At 62.3% G+C, this 16,822-nt stretch carries 21 protein-coding genes; 11 read left to right on the top strand and 10 right to left on the bottom strand.

What is annotated here, in order from left to right; genetic code table 11:
* From C5F53_RS13705 to C5F53_RS20145, 3 genes are all read right to left on the bottom strand, one after another.
* Positions 1–229, bottom strand: a 229-nt coding sequence (locus C5F53_RS13705) for a tripartite tricarboxylate transporter permease (RefSeq protein WP_201740851.1), incomplete at its 3' end; no start/stop codon positions are given.
* 24 nt (positions 230–253) lie between these two features.
* Entirely contained in the window at positions 254–742 is a 489-nt protein-coding gene (locus C5F53_RS13700; RefSeq protein WP_105261917.1) for a tripartite tricarboxylate transporter TctB family protein, read from the bottom strand.
* 136 nt (positions 743–878) lie between these two features.
* Entirely contained in the window at positions 879–1,916 is a 1,038-nt protein-coding gene (locus C5F53_RS20145; RefSeq protein WP_146097359.1) for a DctP family TRAP transporter solute-binding subunit, read from the bottom strand.
* 36 nt (positions 1,917–1,952) lie between these two features.
* On the opposite strand from C5F53_RS20145, the gene C5F53_RS13695 reads away from it, so the two are divergent.
* From C5F53_RS13695 to C5F53_RS13650, 11 genes are all read left to right on the top strand, one after another.
* The gene (locus tag C5F53_RS13695) at positions 1,953–3,908 is read left to right on the top strand and encodes a nitrogen regulation protein NR(II) (RefSeq protein WP_161499937.1); all 1,956 of its coding nucleotides are present in this window, start codon (positions 1,953–1,955) and stop codon (positions 3,906–3,908) included.
* Positions 3,905–4,540: a response regulator transcription factor gene (locus tag C5F53_RS13690; RefSeq protein ID WP_105261915.1), complete on the top strand. Its 636-nt coding sequence runs from the start codon at positions 3,905–3,907 to the stop codon at positions 4,538–4,540. Before C5F53_RS13695 ends, C5F53_RS13690 begins: the two co-directional genes overlap by 4 nt.
* 157 nt (positions 4,541–4,697) lie before the next feature.
* On the top strand, positions 4,698–5,525 hold the full coding sequence (locus tag C5F53_RS13685; protein WP_105261914.1) for an ABC transporter ATP-binding protein: 828 nt from the start codon (positions 4,698–4,700) through the stop codon (positions 5,523–5,525).
* Positions 5,512–6,405 carry an ABC transporter permease gene (locus C5F53_RS13680; RefSeq protein ID WP_105261913.1) on the top strand — a complete coding sequence of 298 codons (894 nt, stop codon included), beginning with the start codon at positions 5,512–5,514 and terminating at the stop codon, positions 6,403–6,405. The genes C5F53_RS13685 and C5F53_RS13680 overlap by 14 nt, the downstream gene beginning before the upstream one ends.
* On the top strand, positions 6,402–7,265 hold the full coding sequence (locus tag C5F53_RS13675; RefSeq protein WP_105261912.1) for an ABC transporter permease: 864 nt from the start codon (positions 6,402–6,404) through the stop codon (positions 7,263–7,265). Before C5F53_RS13680 ends, C5F53_RS13675 begins: the two co-directional genes overlap by 4 nt.
* A 53-nt stretch (positions 7,266–7,318) precedes the next feature.
* On the top strand, positions 7,319–8,323 hold the full coding sequence (locus C5F53_RS13670) for an ABC transporter substrate-binding protein (protein ID WP_105261911.1): 1,005 nt from the start codon (positions 7,319–7,321) through the stop codon (positions 8,321–8,323).
* Positions 8,324–8,339: 16 nt separating this feature from the next.
* A complete protein-coding gene (locus tag C5F53_RS13665; RefSeq protein WP_105261910.1) occupies positions 8,340–8,966 on the top strand; it encodes a TetR/AcrR family transcriptional regulator in 627 nt (208 codons plus the stop codon).
* 79 nt (positions 8,967–9,045) lie between these two features.
* Positions 9,046–9,258 (top strand): hypothetical protein, encoded by a 213-nt coding sequence (locus tag C5F53_RS13660; protein ID WP_105261909.1) that lies wholly within the window; start codon positions 9,046–9,048, stop codon positions 9,256–9,258.
* Positions 9,259–9,320: 62 nt separating this feature from the next.
* Complete coding sequence (locus C5F53_RS13655; protein WP_105261908.1) at positions 9,321–10,022, top strand: GIY-YIG nuclease family protein; 702 nt, start codon at positions 9,321–9,323, stop codon at positions 10,020–10,022.
* 81 nt (positions 10,023–10,103) lie between these two features.
* Entirely contained in the window at positions 10,104–10,244 is a 141-nt protein-coding gene (locus C5F53_RS20280) for a hypothetical protein (protein WP_161499936.1), read from the top strand.
* Between the two features lie 23 nt (positions 10,245–10,267).
* Positions 10,268–10,516 carry a DUF3297 family protein gene (locus C5F53_RS13650; RefSeq protein ID WP_105261907.1) on the top strand — a complete coding sequence of 83 codons (249 nt, stop codon included), beginning with the start codon at positions 10,268–10,270 and terminating at the stop codon, positions 10,514–10,516.
* Between the two features lie 57 nt (positions 10,517–10,573).
* Here the strand turns inward: C5F53_RS13650 and C5F53_RS13645 are convergent, their stop codons facing one another.
* The 7 genes from C5F53_RS13645 to C5F53_RS13615 all read right to left on the bottom strand — a co-directional run bounded on the left by C5F53_RS13645 (position 10,574) and on the right by C5F53_RS13615 (position 16,788).
* The gene (locus tag C5F53_RS13645; RefSeq protein WP_105261906.1) at positions 10,574–11,668 is read right to left on the bottom strand and encodes a sulfate/molybdate ABC transporter ATP-binding protein; all 1,095 of its coding nucleotides are present in this window, start codon (positions 11,666–11,668) and stop codon (positions 10,574–10,576) included.
* A 17-nt stretch (positions 11,669–11,685) separates the two neighbouring features.
* Entirely contained in the window at positions 11,686–12,585 is a 900-nt protein-coding gene (cysW, locus tag C5F53_RS13640; RefSeq protein ID WP_105261905.1) for a sulfate ABC transporter permease subunit CysW, read from the bottom strand.
* 4 nt (positions 12,586–12,589) lie between these two features.
* Complete coding sequence (cysT, locus tag C5F53_RS13635; RefSeq protein WP_105261904.1) at positions 12,590–13,477, bottom strand: sulfate ABC transporter permease subunit CysT; 888 nt, start codon at positions 13,475–13,477, stop codon at positions 12,590–12,592.
* Positions 13,478–14,479, bottom strand: a complete 1,002-nt coding sequence (locus tag C5F53_RS13630) for a sulfate ABC transporter substrate-binding protein (RefSeq protein ID WP_105261903.1) — start codon at positions 14,477–14,479, stop codon at positions 13,478–13,480. It abuts the gene before it with no gap.
* 125 nt (positions 14,480–14,604) lie between these two features.
* On the bottom strand, positions 14,605–15,456 hold the full coding sequence (locus tag C5F53_RS13625; RefSeq protein ID WP_236635367.1) for a MipA/OmpV family protein: 852 nt from the start codon (positions 15,454–15,456) through the stop codon (positions 14,605–14,607).
* Between the two features lie 2 nt (positions 15,457–15,458).
* Positions 15,459–15,929 carry a CopD family protein gene (locus tag C5F53_RS13620; protein WP_105261902.1) on the bottom strand — a complete coding sequence of 157 codons (471 nt, stop codon included), beginning with the start codon at positions 15,927–15,929 and terminating at the stop codon, positions 15,459–15,461.
* Positions 15,930–16,011: 82 nt separating this feature from the next.
* Positions 16,012–16,788, bottom strand: coding sequence for a dienelactone hydrolase family protein (locus tag C5F53_RS13615; protein WP_105261901.1), 777 nt, complete (start codon positions 16,786–16,788; stop codon positions 16,012–16,014).
* Between the last annotated feature and the right edge of the window lie 34 nt (positions 16,789–16,822).

Genomic DNA, 16,822 nt, shown 5'->3' with positions numbered 1-16,822 from the left:
TGGAGCCACCGTACTGGGCGCCGTAGTAAATACCGGCCAGCATGATCAAGGCCGCCACGGGGGGCAAGGCATAGGTGGCGGGCAGCAACATGGCGATGGTGGCCAGGGGGCCAATGCCGGGCAAGACACCAATCAGGGTACCGAGCAAACAGCCGATGAAGGCGTAGATCAGGTTCTGGAAGGTGAAGGCCACACCAAAACCGAGGGCGAGGTTGTCAAAGAGTTCCATGGGGCAGTGTCCTCAGGCGGTGACTTAGGCAGTGAAGTAGGCGGGCCAGACCGGGAACTGCAGCTTGAGCAGCACGATGAAGGCTAAGTAGCTCAAGAGGGCCAGCAGGGTGGCCAGGATGAGTACGGGCTTGAGGGCAAACTCTTCACCGGCGTTGCTGGCAATGAAGGTGAGCAGGTAGATGCCGATGATCAGGCCCAGGGGCTTCAGACCAATCAGGGGCAGGCCACCGATGCAGGCACCAAACACGAGGTTGGCCAGGATGATGAAGAACAGGGGCTTCCAGGCCAGCTTGCCGATCTTGTCACCGTCTACGGTTTCCACCACCAGGGCCTTGAAGGTGATGATGCTGCCCAGAAAGGCCAGCAGCACGCCCAGGGCCAGCGGGAAGTAGCCCGGGCCCATGCGGGCGCCGTCTCCCAGGGTGTAGCCCGATGCGCCCCAGGCGAAGGCTACCCCTACGCCCATGAACATCAGGCCGGAGAAAAAATCTTTTTGGCTTTGAATTTTCAAGTGAATCGTCCTCGTTGTTTTTTGTCTGCCACCGCGCCGTTCGCGCGGTCGGCGCGTGGAAGTTGCGCCCTTAACGAACCGCGAAGGTTAGTCAGGACACCGCGCGGAAGTAACTGTGGCGTTCAACAGCTAGGGTTTACCCGTGCCGCTCTTTGGGCAGGGCATCGTGCAGGGCGTCCAACCACGGCTGGCCTATGCGTTGCGCCAGGTCTGCCTGCACCGGCAACACCGCCTGCCGCAAGCGCGTCAGCTGCGCATTGTTGGGCCGGTGAACGCGGACCGAGCCCGCGACCTGCAAGGCGGCAAGGGCTTTGTCATTGTGGGCATCGGCAATGCTGTTGCCAAACATCAGCGCCTCCCGCAGGGCCTGCTGCACCAGGCTGCGGTCGGGTGCGGGCAGGTTGAACCAAAAGCGCTGGTGCGTCACCACCGCATAACCCAGGTAGCCATGTTGGGTGAGGCTCAGGTCGCTTTGCACGGTCTGCATGCCTTGGGTCCAGAAGTTGGACACCGGGTTTTCGGTACCGTCCACCACCCCGGTTTCCAACGCGCGGCGCGTTTCACTGAAGGGCAGGGTGACTGGTTGTGCGCCCAGTGCACGCATTTGTTGGGCAATCACACGCGAGGCCTGCACCCGCATGCGCAGGCCGATGAAGTGGGCGGGCTCCAACAACGGGCGGTTGGCGCTCATGTGTTTGAAGCCGTTGTCAAAAAAGCCCAGGCCCAGCAGGCGTTGTCGCCCCAGGCGTTCCAGCAGGCGCTGCCCCAGCGGGCCCTGCGTGAGGCGGCGCACCTCGGTCACGCTGTTGAACAAAAATGGCAGGTCAAACAGTTCGAATTCGGGAAACCCAATGGGGCCGAACTTGGACAAGGAGGGCGCCACCATGTCGACCGCGCCGAGCTGCAGGGCCTGCATCTCGTCCTGGTCGCCGTAGAGCTGGCCCTGGGGGTAAATCTGCACCCGAATGCGCTGGCCGCTGCGTTCCTCTACCAGCGTGCGAAAGCGCTCCAGTGTCATGCCCTTGGGCGTGTCGGGTGCCACCACATGGGACAGCCGGATGGTGGTGCTGGCGGCCGCCTGGCTGGCCCAGGGCAGGGCTGTTGCCGCACCCCCGCCTACGCGGCCCAGCCACTGGCGGCGGCGCAAGAGGTCGGGCGGGGCGGTGGCAGGCATGCTCGTTATTATGCGAGTGCCATCCCTGCATCCCCCATGCCCGACCGTTCACCGGACCCCACCTTCAACTTCGCCTTGCTGCGCCATGCCGACCCCGCGGGTGTGGCGCGCAGCCCGTGGCCGGGCGCCTGGTTGTTGGGTTTTTTGGCGCTGGTGGTGGCCTCGGTGGTGGCGCTGGTCTTGTACCTGCAGCATTTCGAGGTGGAGGAAGACGCGCGCCGCCAGGCGGCTGATGCGCAGTGGCTGGAGCAGAGTGTGCAGTTTCACTTTCGGCGTCTGGAGGATGACCTGCGCACCGCCGCCCGACAAATGAACGAGGTGCAGGGCGGACTGTTGTGGCGTGAGCCCGGCGTGCTGCTGGACCAAGGGTGGGTGGGGTCTGCCCAGACGCCCGTGCCCGCACGCCTGCCGGTGGATGAACGTACCCACCCACAAAACGCCCAGGCCCTGGCCACCATGCAGTCCACCACCCGTGGCCTGCGCCGCTCGGCCTATGCGGGTCCCATGGTGCAGGCAAATGGGGCTTTGACCGACACCGTGTGGCTGGCTGTGCCGTACTTTGAGCGAGGCCAGTTCGTGGGCAACTACGTGGCCGCCCTGTCCTTGAACCAGGCGGTGGCCGCGCTGGTGCCAGGCTGGTTTGCGCAGACCCACCGTGTGCGCCTGGTGCTGGACGAAGGGGCGCCACCCGCAGCCCCGGCAGGCCTGCGCACCTACCGCGCCGCCATGAACTTGGCCGGGGCCGATGTGTTTCTGCAAGTCACACCGGTGCAGGAGCAGCCCGCCACCGTGCCCCGCATGTTTTTGCTGGTGGCCATGGTGTTTTTGGGCGGCATGGTGGTGAGCCTGTGGGCGCTGCGCCGCGACATCGTCAAACGCCAGCAAGTGCAGGCCCGGCTGGAGGCCGAAGTGGCCTTGCGCACCGCCATGGAGAACTCCGTCACCATCGGCCTGCGCGCCTGGGACCTGGGTGGCAAGGTGCTGTATGTGAACGATGCCTTTTGCCGCATGGTGGGTTACCAGGCACACGAGCTGCTGGGCCAGTCTGCGCCCCTGCCCTACTGGCCCCAAGACCAGACCAGCGGCCTGCAACAGGTGCACGATGGCATTCTGGTCCAGGGCACCCAGCAGCAGGGCGTCGAGGTGCAGTTTCAGCACCGCAAGGGCCAGCTGGTAGACGTGTTGATCCACGAGGCACCGCTGCACACGGCCGACGGCACCCACATGGGCTGGATGAGCTCGGTGCTGGACATCAGCGAGCGCAAGCGTGCACAGCGCCTGGCCGCGCAGCAGCAGGAGCGGGTGGACGCCACCGGCCGGCTGGTGGCGGTGGGCGAGGTGGCCTCCACGCTGGCGCACGAGCTCAACCAGCCGCTGGGCGCGCTCAGCAGTTTTGCCACCGGCTTGCTGAACCGCCTGCACGCCGGCAGCATCAGCCCGCAAGACACTGTGCCTGTGGTCAGCCGCATTGCCGTGCTGGCCGAGAAGGCGGGCCGCATCATCCAGCGCGTCAACGCGATTGCGCGGCGGCGCGAGATCTCGCTGCAGCGGCTGGACCTGGTGGCGGTGTTGCAGCGTGTGGTGCCCCAAGGGGTGGACGCCGTGGGCCCGGTGTGGATTGCGGCCGATGAACTGTTGCTGGAGCACCTGGTCAACAACCTGCTGGGCAATGCGCAGGAGTCTGCGGCCCAGGGCAGTACGCCTGCGCAAGTGCAGGTGCGTGTGCATGCCGATGTAGCCCGCCAGGTGGCCGTGTTGTGTGTGGCCGACTCCGGCGCCGGTGTGCACGAGGAAGACCGCGAGCATGTGTTTGAGGCCTTCTACAGCACCAAGGACGGCGGCATGGGCATGGGCCTGGCCATCTGCCGCTCCATCGTCGAAGCCCACCACGGTGAGATATCGGTAGACCGCGACCCGGTGCTGGGCGGGGCCCGCTTTACCGTGGAGCTGCCCCTGGCGGCACAATACGGACCCGAGGCAGACACCCCATGACCAGCGCAGCCATCCACATCGTTGACGACGACCCCGACATGCGGGATGGCTTGGCGTGGCTGTTTGATTCACGCGGCCACCAGGCCACCACCTGGGACAGCGGTGTGCCGTTTCTGGAAGCCGCCAAAGCCCTGCACGGCCAGTGGCCCCAGGCCGTGGTGCTGCTGGACATTCGTATGGTGCCCATGACCGGGCTGCAGGTGTTTGAGCAGCTCAAGGCGCTGGCCTGCCCCTGGCCCGTGTTGTTTTTGACCGGCAACGGCGATGTGGGTATGGCCGTGGCGGCCGTTAAAAACGGGGCCTGGGATTTTCTGGAAAAACCGTTCCAGGACAACGTGTTGGTGGACCGCGTGGAACAAGCCCTGGCGGCGGCGGCGGCCGATGGCGATGCCAACCAGGAAGCGCATCGCCTGCGCTACGCACTCGCTTCGCTGAGCCCGCGCGAGCGCGAGGTGTTGGACCAACTGATCCTGGGCCACTACAACAAGAACATCGCCGACCACCTGGGCATCACCCAGCGCACGGTGGAGTTCCACCGCGCCAATATTTTCGAAAAGATGGGCGTGAGCTCGGCCATCGAGCTGGCCCACAAACTGGGCCGTTTGCAGCCCATCGTCAAACCCCAAGCCTAGACCGGCGCACGCAGTCCCCGTACAAACCCCAGTGGTGTGTGTGGCACGGAACTGGCTAGTATCGACCCGTAACTTGACCAATTGGTTAGGTTGTGAGCGATGAATCGGCGGCTGTGACCTGTTTTGGTGCGGCCATGACCCAACCCACTGCGTGTCAATGAACCATTCCGAAGCACTGAACGGGCAGCTTGCCCTCCCACCCGCTGGCACGCCAGGGCGCAAAGCCGTGGAGGTGCGCAATGCCAGCGTGGTCTACCAAACCGCCGACACCCCGGTCCATGCCCTTAGCGATATTTGTCTGGACTTTCATGAAGGCGAATTTGTCTCGCTGATCGGCCCTAGCGGCTGCGGCAAAACCACCCTCATGCGCGTCATTGCCGACCTGGAGCCCATCAGCGCGGGCCAGGTGTTGGTCAACGGCGTGAGCCCCCACGACGCACGCCTGGCGCGGTCTTACGGATATGTCTTCCAGGCCCCCGCCCTGTTCCCCTGGCGCAACGTACTTGCCAATGTGACCTTGCCGCTGCAGATCCAAGGCAAAGGCAAGGCTGACGCCAAACGTATTGCCATGGAGCACCTGGAGCGCGTGGGCCTCAAGGGCTTTGAGGGCAAGTACCCCTGGCAGCTCTCGGGCGGCATGCAGCAGCGTGTGTCGATTGCACGCGCGCTGTCGTTCGAGCCCAAGATTCTGATGATGGACGAGCCCTTTGGTGCGCTGGACGAGATCACACGTGACCGGCTCAACGAACAGCTGCAACAGCTCTGGCAACGCGAGCGCCGCACCGTCGTGTTTGTGACGCACAGCATTGCCGAGGCGGTGTATTTGTCCACCAAGATCGTGGTCATGTCTCCGCGCCCCGGGCGCATCGTCAAGGTGATTGACTCACCGCTGCCCGATGCGCGCCACTTGGGGCTGCGCGACACACCCGAGTTCATGGCGCTGGCCCATGAAGTGCGCGAGGCACTGGCAGATGGCCACCACTAGAACACTGACCCAACGCGCACTGCACGACTGGCTGCCCATTGCCGTCGTATTGCTGGCTGTGGTGCTGGCCTGGTACGGCGCGGCCTGGGGTCTGAACGCACAAGGTGCCATCGAGCGTGTGCTGGACGAAGAGGCCGGCTACACGCAAATGGAGCTGTTCGAGGCCACTATGGGCATGGAGCGCCCGCTGGTGCCCGCGCCCCACCAGGTGGCCCTGGACTTTTACGAGAGCCTGACCGAATGGCCGGTGGACTCGCCCCGCAACCTGATTTACCACGTCATCGTCACCGGCCAGTCCACGCTGCTGGGGTTTGTCATGGGTACGGCGCTGGGCCTGCTGCTGTCGGTGCTCATCGTGCACAGCCGCACGCTGGACAAGGCACTGCTGCCCTGGATCGTGGCCTCGCAAACCGTGCCGGTGCTGGCCATTGCGCCCATCGTGCTGGTAGTGCTGGGCAGCCTGGGCTTCTCTGGCACCGCACCCAAGGCTTTTATCGCCATGTACCTCTGTTTCTTTCCGGTCACCGTGGCCATGGTGCAGGGGCTGCGTTCCCCGCAGAAGATTGAGACCGAAATGATGCACACCTATGCCGCCAACCGCTGGCAGTCTCTGTGGTTGCTGCGCTTGCCTGCGGCCTTGCCCTTCCTCTTTCCCGCGTTGCGCGTGGGTGTGGCGGCGGGCCTGGTGGGCGCCATGGTGGCCGAGCTGCCCACGGGCGCACAGGCCGGGCTGGGTGCACGCCTGCTCACCGGTTCGTATTACGGGCAGACCGTGCAAATCTGGTCCGCGCTGGTCATGTCGGCCTTGCTGGGCTTGGCACTCACCGGCATCGTGGCCGGGGTGGAGCGCTTGGTGCTGCGCAGTCGGGGGGGCGTATGACCAACGGTGTGACTCCGCTGTGGTTCTGGCCCGGCATGTTGCTTTTGGCCCTGGTGGCGGGTTACAGCGTCTACCGCATGGCGGCCGTCAACGGCAGCCGCTGGGTGGGCATAGCCACGGCCGCGCTGTTTGGCGCGTGGGTGCTGGTGTTTTGGGAAATTCTGGTGCGCGCGCTTGATGTGCCGCGCGTGCTGCTGCCCGCACCCAGCCTGGTGATTGGTTCCATAGGCGACCATGCACCCAAGCTTTGGGGCGATTTTGTGCAGACCGTGGGCAAGGCCGTGCTGATCGGTTGGGCGCTGGGTTGCGGCCTGGGCTTTGCGGTGGCGGTGGCGATAGACCGCATGCCGTTTTTGCAGCGCGGCCTCTTGCCCGTGGCTTCGCTCACCAGCGCTATCCCGCTGGTCGGCGTGGCGCCCATCGCGGTCATGTGGTTTGGTTTTGACTGGCCCTCCAAGGCGGCCGTTGTGGTGCTCATGACCTTCTTCCCCATGCTGGTGTCCACACTGGCCGGCCTGCAGGCCGCGGGCAAGCTGGAGCGCGAGCTGATGTACAGCTACGCCGCCAGTTACTCGCGCACGCTGCTGGCGCTGCGCTTGCCTGCGGCGCTGCCTTTCATCTTTGGTGCGCTCAAGGTCAATGCCACGCTGGCACTCATCGGCGCCATCGTGGCGGAGTTTTTTGGCTCGCCCACCTCGGGCCTGGGTTTTCGCATCAGCACCGAGGCCGCGCGCATGAACATGCCGCTGGTCTGGGGCGCGATTGTGGTGGCGGCGGTCACCGGTTCGGTGGCCTATGCCTTGCTAGTACAGCTGGAGCGCCGCGCGGCGTTCTGGCATCCCTCAGTGCGCGAAGGGTGAGCCCGCGCTAGGTCTGTGTTGCGTTTTTTATTAACCCGTAGAAGGAGCTTTCCATGATTCGTTCTTCCCAATGCGCCAAGAGCCTGCTGGTTCTGGCGCTGGCCGCTGCCGGCTTTGCCGCACAAGCTGCCGACAAGGTGACTGTGCAGCTCAAGTGGGTGCCGCAAGCCCAGTTTGCCGGCTACTACATGGCCGCGGCCAAGGGCTTCTACAAAGACGCCGGCCTGGACGTGACCATCAAACCCGGTGGCCCCGACATTGCGCCCACGCAAGTGATCGCCGGCAAGCAGGCCGACATCGTGGTGGACTGGATGCCCTCGGCCCTGGCCGCGCGTGAAGCTGGTGTGCCCCTGGTTAACGTGGCTCAGGTGTTCAACCAGTCCGGCCTGATGCTGACCTGCAAAAAGGCCAGCGGCGTAGCCAGCCCCAAAGACTTCAAGGGCAAGACCCTGGGCGTCTGGTACGGCGGCAACGAATACCCCTTCCTCAACTGGATGGGCAAGCTCGGCCTGAAGACCGACTCCGACATCAAGATCCTGAAGCAGGGTTTCAACGTCGACCCGCTGCTGCAGAACCAGGCCGCCTGTATCTCCACCATGATCTACAACGAGTACTGGCAAGTGGTGGACGCCGGTGTGAAGGAAAAAGACCTGGTCACCTTCTTCTATGAAAAAGAAGGCGTGGCCACGCTGGAAGACGGCTTGTACGTGCTGGAGTCCAACCTGAAAGACCCCGCCTTTGTGGAGCGCATGGGCAAGTTCCTCAAAGCCACGCTCAAGGGCTGGGACGCTGCCGTCAAGGACCCTGAAGGTGCCGCCAAGGCTGTGGTCGCTGCGGACACATCGGGCAGCGCCAGCATGAAGGTGCAAAAGCGCCAGATGGAAAACGTGGCCAAGCTGATCACCAATGCCGGCACCAAGAAGATTGGTTACCTGGAACCCGCCGCCTATGAGCGCACCGTCAAGGTGTTGCTGGCTGGTGGCAGCGACCCCGTCATCAAGAAAGACCCGGGCAAGGCTGCGTATTCGCACGCCATCTATGACGCTGCGCAAAAGTGATTGAATAATCGGCGACATGACAAACGTTGCCGATGCTCCCAAGGGCCTCATTCGCCAAGCGAATGAGGCCCTGATACTTTCTGCGGCCGAGAAGGTGTTTGCGCGCGCCGGCTTTGGCGGCGCCACCATGGCCGCCATGGCCGAGGCCAGTGGCCTGCCCAAGGCCAACCTGCACTACTACTTTGGCAGCAAAGAGGTGCTGTACCGTGAGGTACTGGCGCGCATCTTGAACGACTGGCTGGTGCCCACGCATGGCATCACCGTAGACGCCGACCCTAAGACTGCGTTGGCCCAGTACATCCGCGACAAGATGGTGTTGTCCGCCCAGCGCCCCGATGGCTCCAAGGTGTTTGCCAACGAACTGCTGCACGGCGCCCCCGTGGTCAAGGGCCTGCTGGCCAAGGAACTGCGCACCCTGCTGCTGGAAAAAGCCGCCGTGGTGCAAGCCTGGGTAGACGCGGGGCGGATGGCCAAGGTCGACGGCATGCACCTGTTCTTCACCATCTGGGCCGCCACCCAGACCTATGCCGACTTCGACGTGCAGATCTGCGCTGTGCTGGAGCAGGACGCCCTCACCCCCAAAGACTTTGAGCGTGCCACCGAACACGTCGTGTCGCTGATCCTGCGTGGCTGCGGTTTATAAGCCAAATTGGCCTCTAGCCCCCGTGGATATTGCGCAAACAGCTCCTAAAACAGGAGCGTTTGGCGATATCCTTGTGGCCATGAACTGGCTCTATTTTCTGCTGGGGCGGCGCAAGCCCCTGACCGCTGAACAGCGCGCCCGCGCCCTCATCAAAGCCGTGGACGCTGGTGGCCTGCCGCTCAACGCCGCCATCGTCAACGACATCGCCCGGCAGCTGGGGCTGGAGGTGTCGAGCAGGGCGCGGATGGAAGAGACGATTGGGCGAATTCGGGAGGCGTTGGGGCGGGTGTAGTAGGCGGGTATTCTTTGTGGTGCCAGATACATTCAGTGTTCACACGCCTTGAAAGCGCAGTTATGAAACCACTACCAATCGAATTTGAGCCCAATGCGTCTTTCTGTTACAGATTCGCTCGATATCACTTGTTGCCAGAGATAGCGCAGGAACCAGAGGCGCAGTCCGGTGAGTCCTTCAAACTGAATCCTGTAATTAACAGGGTTCTGGCTCGATATCTGACAGAAGCCCAGGTTGGGATGGTGTATCCGGCACGGGATACCGAAGGGAAGATGCACCAGGTTGGCACAGCGATTCGGTTTTTCACATCTCTACGAGCCAAGCGTAGTCCAGAGTCGCCTTTTGTTTGGTTGGGGCAGTCTGGTATGTATCGACTTAAGTCGGAAACAGAGCTGACTATGGAGGCAGTGGAGGATGAAGACGAAGCGCTTGAAGAGCAAGCGAATGTGGAATTCAATGGATGGGTTTACGCCTTTACATTTCCGGCAATTAAGAAGACTAGCGAGGCGTTTCCTATTAAGGTTGGACTGACTACTGCCGCAGATGTTGAAACACGCGTTTTCGGACAATGCAAAGGAGCCGGATTTTTTGAGAAACCAGAGATCCTGGGGCGTTGGCAAGTTAAGCGAGTCGCGCAAGTAGAGGATGCAATCCACGCGGTACTTAAAGCGCGCGGGAGGTGGAAAGAGGATGCCCCGGGTGATGAGTGGTTCATAACTACCATAGAAGAGGTGCAATCAATCGTTAGGTTTATTGGCTCTTGAGCATTTATCAAGTGCTAACTTCTTTAGAGCTTGTGTTCGTCGGTGTTTGAAATATCTCCCCATGCCTTACCATCACGCCCCATGAAGACAAGCTACATATTCGGCGCCATCCTCCTCTGCAGCATTGCCGGTGCACTGGTGGGCGCGCGCGCTACCAAGACGGTTTTGCTGGTGGGTACCGGCGTACTCTCGGCCTACGGGCTGTTCCGCATTCTGGGCTGAGCCCGCACAACACCTACACACTTATGAACGACACCACCGAACGCCCCCCGCTGCCCGACCACCTGTCCATCGACCCGCGCAGCCCCCACCATGTAGCCGCCGTGTTTGCGCATGACATTGGCATCCGCTTCAACGACAAGGAGCGCATGGACGTGGAGGAATACTGCGTCAGCGAAGGCTGGATCAAAGTGCCCGCCGGCAAAACCGTGGACCGCAAAGGCAAACCGCTGCTGATCAAACTCAAAGGCAAGGTAGAGGCGTTTTACGCCTAAGGCTGATTGCGCCGACCAACAAAAAAGGCCCTCACGGGCCTTTTTTGTTGCTTTAACTTACGGCGTGACAAACACCCGCGCCTTGCGCGGCGTCAGCACCACCACTTCACCGTCTTTCAGCGCCAGCGCCGCATACTCCTGCGCGCCAATTTGCGCTTCGATGATGTCGCCGCTGCCGGCCGCACTGCTGTCTTGTGGCAGCAGTTCCAGGCGGGCAATGGGGCCCACCACAATGGCACGCACCAGTTTGGCGGCAATGCCGTTCTGGCCGGTGCCGGCGGCATAGCGCTGCACGTCCAGGTCGTGCGGGCGCACATAGGCAAAAGCCTTGGCATCTTGTGTGGTGGCGTGTTCGGGCGTGGCCAGGCGCACGCCGTGCTGGGCTTCACCAATCAGCATCTCGCCTTCGTGGGCGCGGCCGTGGAAAAGGTTCACATCGCCCAAAAATCCATACACAAACGGGCTGGCGGGGTGGTCCCACACTTCTTGCGGCGAACCGATCTGTTCGATGTTGCCGCTGTTCATCAGCACCACGCGGTCGGCCACTTCCAGCGCTTCTTCCTGGTCGTGGGTTACAAAGATGCTGGTGACATGCAGGTCGTCATGCAGGCGGCGCAGCCAGCGGCGCAGTTCCTTGCGCACCTTGGCGTCCAGTGCGCCAAACGGTTCGTCCAGCAGCAGCACCTTGGGCTCCACCGCCAGCGCGCGGGCCAGCGCAATACGCTGGCGCTGGCCGCCCGAGAGTTGCGCCGGGTAGCGGTCGGCCAGCCAGTCCAGCTGGACCAGGCCCAGCAGCTCGTGCACCTTTTGTTTGATGACGGCTTCTGACGGGCGCGTGGCGCGTGGCTTCATGCGCAGGCCAAAAGCCACGTTGTCGAACACACTCATGTGGCGGAACAGCGCGTAATGCTGGAACACAAAACCGACGTTGCGCTCGCGCACATGCACGTCGGTGGTGTCTTCGCCGCTAAAGAGGATGTTGCCCTGGTCGGCCGTTTCCAGGCCGGCAATGATGCGCAAGAGGGTGGTCTTGCCGCAGCCCGAGGGGCCGAGCAGGGCGACGAGTTCACCGGACTCGATGTCCAGGTTCACATCGCGCAGGGCCTTGAAGGTGCCGAAGTCTTTGCTGACGTTGCGGATAGCAATGCTCATAATTTTCTCGAAAAGATTCAGGGCTGGACCGGGGCCAAGGGCCGCTCGGGCGGGAGTTCGGCGGCGGCCTTCTGGTCGCGTTCAAACTGCCATTCCACAAAGGACTTGATCACCAGCGTGACCAGCGCCAGCAGTGCCAGCAGCGAGGCAATGGCAAAGGCGGCGACCGACTGGTACTCGTTGTACAAAATCTCCACGTGCAGAGGCATGGTGTTGGTCTGGCCGCGGATGTGGCCAGACACCACCGACACCGCGCCAAACTCACCCATGGCACGTGCGTTACACAAGATCACGCCATAAATCAGGCCCCACTTGATGTTGGGCAGCGTGACGTGCCAGAAGGTTTGCCAGCCGCTGGCACCCAGCACCTGCGCGGCCTGCTCCTCGTCGGTGCCCTGCGCCTGCATCAGCGGAATCAGCTCGCGTGCGATGAAGGGGAAGGTCACAAAAATGGTGGCCAGTACGATGCCGGGCACGGCAAACACGATCTTGACGTCGTGCGCCTGCAGCCAGGGGCCAAACCAGCCGTGTGCGCCAAACATCAGCACATAAATCAAACCGGCCACCACGGGCGATACCGAGAAGGGCAGGTCCACCAGCGTGGTGAGGAAGGCCTTGCCCTTGAACTCGTACTTGGCAATGGCCCAGGCGGCGGCCACGCCAAACACCAGGTTCAGCGGCACGGCAATCGCCGCGGTGATGAGCGTGAGGCGGATGGCGCTCCATGCGTCGGGTTCTTTGAAGGCTTCAAAGAAAGCATCGGCGCCCTTGCGCAGCGCTTCGGTAAACACGGCCGCCAGTGGCAGCACGAGGAACAAAAAGATAAACGCCAGCGCGATGCCGATCAGCGTCCACTTGACCCATGCGGGCTCGGTAGTGCCGGCCTTGGCGCGGCGGATGGTTCGGGAGTTACTCATAGGGTCAGGCTCCCGAACGCTTGCGCTGCCAGGACTGCAGTGCGTTGATGACCAGCAGCATGAAGAAGGAGGCCAACAGCATCACGGTGGCCACGGCGGTGGCGCCGGCGTAGTCGTACTGCTCCAGCTTGCCAATGATGATGAGGGGCGTGATTTCAGACAGCATAGGCATGTTGCCGGCAATAAAAATGACGGAGCCGTATTCGCCCACGCCACGCGCAAACGCCATGGCAAAACCGGTGAGTAAGGCAGGGCCTATGGTGGGGAAGATCACGTAACGGAAGGTCTGCCAGCGCGTGGCGCCCAGGCAGGTGGCGGCTTCTTCGAGTTCCTTCTCGGCGTCTTCCAGCACCGGTTGCACCGTGCGCACCACAAAAGGCAGGCCGATGAAGATGAGGGCAATCACCACGCCATTGCGGTTAAACGCGAGCTGGATGCCATAGGGCTCCAGAATGCTGCCGACCCAGCCGTTGCTAGCCAGGAGCGCGGTGAGCGAGATGCCGGCCACGGCGGTGGGCAGTGCAAACGGCAGGTCCACCAGCGCGTCGACGATCTTTTTGCCGGGGAACTGGTAGCGCACCAGCACCCACGCCACCAGCAGGCCAAACACCGCGTTGACCACCGCCGCCAGAAACGAGGCACCAAAGGTGAGCTGGTAGGACGCAATGACGCGCGGGCTGGTCACCGCGCTGACAAACTGTTCCCAGCTCAGCGTGAAGGTTTTGAACACCAACGCCGAGAGCGGGATCAGCACGATCAGCGCCAGGTAAAACAGCGTGAACCCGAGCGTGAGGCGAAAGCCCGGCAGCACGCGTTTGGCGGGCCGCTTGGCAGAGGAGGGCGTGGCTGCAGAGGGGCTGTGCAGCCCCCCCGCCGTAGCGGCAGCTGTCATTTACTTAACGGTGTAGAGCTTGTCGAACTGGCCGCCGTCGTTGAAGTGCACTTTTTGCGCTTCGGCAAACGAGCCAAAGTAGTCTTCAGCGCGGAACAGGCTGATGGGCTTGAACACGTTGCCGTACTTTTTCAAGATGGCGGCATTGGTGGGGCGAATCGCGTGTTGGGCAGCGATTTCCTGGCCTTCGTCGGAGTACAGGAAGTTCAGGTAAGCCTTGGCTTGTTCAGCCGTACCTTTTTTGGCCACGGTGCGTTCCACCACGGCCACGGGGTTCTCCGCCACGATGGAGCTGCTGGGGTGGATGGCATCCACCTTGCCGGCGCCAAACTCCTTGTCCACCGACACCACTTCCGATTCAAACGTGATCAACACGTCGCCAATATTGCGCTGCAAAAAGATGGTGGTCGCGTCCCGGCCACCCTTGGCCAGCACGGGCACGTTTTTGTAGAGCTTGCTGACAAACTCTTGGGCCTGCGCATCGGTGCCGCCCTTCTTGCGCACCTGGCCCCAGGCCGCCAGGTAGGCCATGCGGCCGTTACCGCCGGTTTTGGGGTTCACCACAATCACTTGTACGCCAGGTTTGACCAGGTCGTCCCAGTCTTTGATGCCCTTGGGGTTGCCGTTGCGCACCAAAAACAGCATGGTGGAGCTGGTGGGGGCGGCGTTGTTGGCAAATTTCTTGGTCCAGTCCTTGGCCACCACACCGGTGCTGGCCAAAAAGTCGACATCGGTGCTGGTGTTGAAGGTCACCACATCGGCCTCCAGGCCGTCGTTCACGGCACGCGCCTGGGCGCTGGAACCTGCGTGGGCCTGGTCAATCTTGATGTCCTTGCCGGTGGTCTTTTTGTAGTTGGCAATGAAGGCGGTGTTGATGTCCTTGTAGAACTCACGTGCCACGTCGTAAGAGACATTCAGCAGCGTGGTCTGGGCTGCTACCAAATTGCTAGCTGTCAGCGCAATAACGGCGAGGGCTAGGGTGGCTTTTTGCTTGAAATTCATAGGGTGCTCCAAAGCGGGTGTGGTGGTGTGATCAAGACACAGAACCGCGATTTTGGGGAACTCCCCATCAAACCACAACGAATACTTCGTTGTTTGGTTATGCGCTTATTGGTCTAAGCAGAGGCTTAGTTGGCGGCTTTGGTGGCAGAACGGCCCAGCGTCCAGTTCAGCCCCAGCCCGGCCGAGGTGCCGGTGGACTGCTGGTACAGCGGGCTCGCGGCATTGGCCGAGCCGGCGTAACTCTCGGCCCGCACATAGGCAAACACCCGCACGTCCGGCCCCAGGCTGCGTGACGCATTGAGCGTGAGCCGCGTGGCGATTAGCCCGGCCTGGGCGGTGTAAGCGGGGCGCTGCGCCGTGGCCAGGTCGGCCGGCACGCCGTAAAAGTACTGGTTGAGCCGGCTATCGCCCAGCACCAGGCTGGCGCTGGTGGACATGCGCCAGCCCACGCCCACGTCGCGCATTTCGTAGCTGATCTCGGGTTCCAGCGCAAAACCCTGGGTGCGCACGCCGTTGTTGATCTCCAGCACCGTGCGCAGCGGCAGCTCATACCGCACGCGGCTGCCCGCACTGGGTTGCGCCAGGGTGCCCTTGAGCCGGGGCCCAAATTCGACCAGCGTGCCCAGGTCGGCCATGCCCTGGCGTGCCGGAATGTCTTGGGAGCTGGCTGGCAGGGAGGCTGCAAAGCCAATGTCCAGCTCGGTGTCCTCGGTGCGCAGCAGGCGTGCGCCCACGCCACCCCGGTCGGAGCGGAACACCTCGCCGCGGTAAATGAGGGTGGGCAGTACCAGCGCCCGTGTGCTGCGTTCGCTGGACGCCGGGTAGGCCGGGCTGGAGAGGGCGCCGGCAAACACGCCCAGCTCCCACAGCGGCAGGCCTTGTTCCTGGGCGTGGGCCGTAGCGGCCAGGCTGCAACCCAGCAGCGCCAACGTGGTCCATGCCGCGCTGCGCAAGCCCAGCGTGTCAGGGCGGGCCAAGATCAGCGCACCAGGCGCACGGCCGCAATGGCGACCCAGCCCAGTACAAAGTTGGCGAGTACTAGCTTATGGATTTGCCCAGCTGCTTTAGCAGCTACCGGCCATTCGGCGGCAGCCACCGCGCGTTGGAACTTGCGAAAACCGGCGAAGTAAATGTGCCCAAAAATCAGCATCATGGTGATGCCCAGCACCAGCATGATGTTCCAGCCCAGGGGCACACTGCCCACGCCGCTGGCCAGTTTGCTGGCTTTGAAGGCGGCGGTGTAGAGGTGTGTGCCGCTGAAAAACAGCGCGGCAATGGCAACCAGCACGATGGCAAAAAAGCGGCGCCACACCTCCCCCATCAGGCGTGCGCGGGGCTGGGGCTCCATCAGCGCCAGGGCCGCCGGGCGCAGCGCCAGCAGCATGAAGGTCATGCCCCCCATCCACACGATGCCCGCGACCAGGTGAATGAGCTTGGCGATGTCGTACATAGGCGTGATCTAAAGATGGGTAAATGGGAAAGAAGAGTATGCCTGCCGTACGTCGTCGCGGAAGACGCCAGATCAGGTGTATTTACTGTGGGGCACCAGGCTCCCATTTTTCCTGTATTTCTTTGAGAATAAGGTCGCGGGTGTATTGGAGCGCCTCGGGGTTTGGTTCCGAGGTGAAGGTTCGATTGCCACAGCATTGCCACTTGCCAGCCCAAGTACCGTCATAGCCATGGTGCGCATCTTTCAACAGATGAAAAGATGCGTTGCCATAGATTCCCGGCATTCGGCTGCATGCGTTGCGTGTTCCCATGTAATCACCCCAATCGTCAAGCGCACCATAAAAAACGAATACCTTGGTGGGGTCCTTGTATGTGTTCCGGCACTGGCCACTGTCGCCCGGGTACAGCGCAAAAACAAAGTCAGGCTTGGGTTGGGTCGGCATCAGAAATGTGCCGGAGTCCAAGGCGGCAGTCCCGCCTCTTGAGAATCCCATGACGGCATAACGCGATAAATCCAGTTGTGGGTTGCCTTGGACGGCCTCCAGTGCGGGGGCCAGGTCCGCTTCGTAGTCGATCCCGAACAGTCGCTTCATTCCCCTGGCGCTTGCGCTGTCGATCATGACCGACGCGATGCCATATCGGGCATACCACTCTGCCCAGAGACGGGCTTGGGTATTGGTACCGTTGCTTCCCTGCAAGAAAAAAACCACGGGGTACTTGGCTCCATCTGCAGCCGTAGCCGATGCATTCTGGGGAATGAGCGTGGTCAGGTGTCCTTCCATTTGTTGTGCAGAAAACCCGGCCATCACGGAATGGGAGATCTGCAAGCACAGGAACGCCGTAAGTAACTTCTTCAGCATAGGACCTCCATTCAGGACAATTCGATCACGCTTG

Source organism: Rhodoferax sp. TS-BS-61-7 (genome assembly GCF_002943465.1).
GTDB lineage: Bacteria > Pseudomonadota > Gammaproteobacteria > Burkholderiales > Burkholderiaceae_C > Allorhodoferax.
The sequence above is the reverse complement of the archived record's forward strand: the minus strand, read 5'-3'. Positions and strand labels throughout refer to the sequence as shown.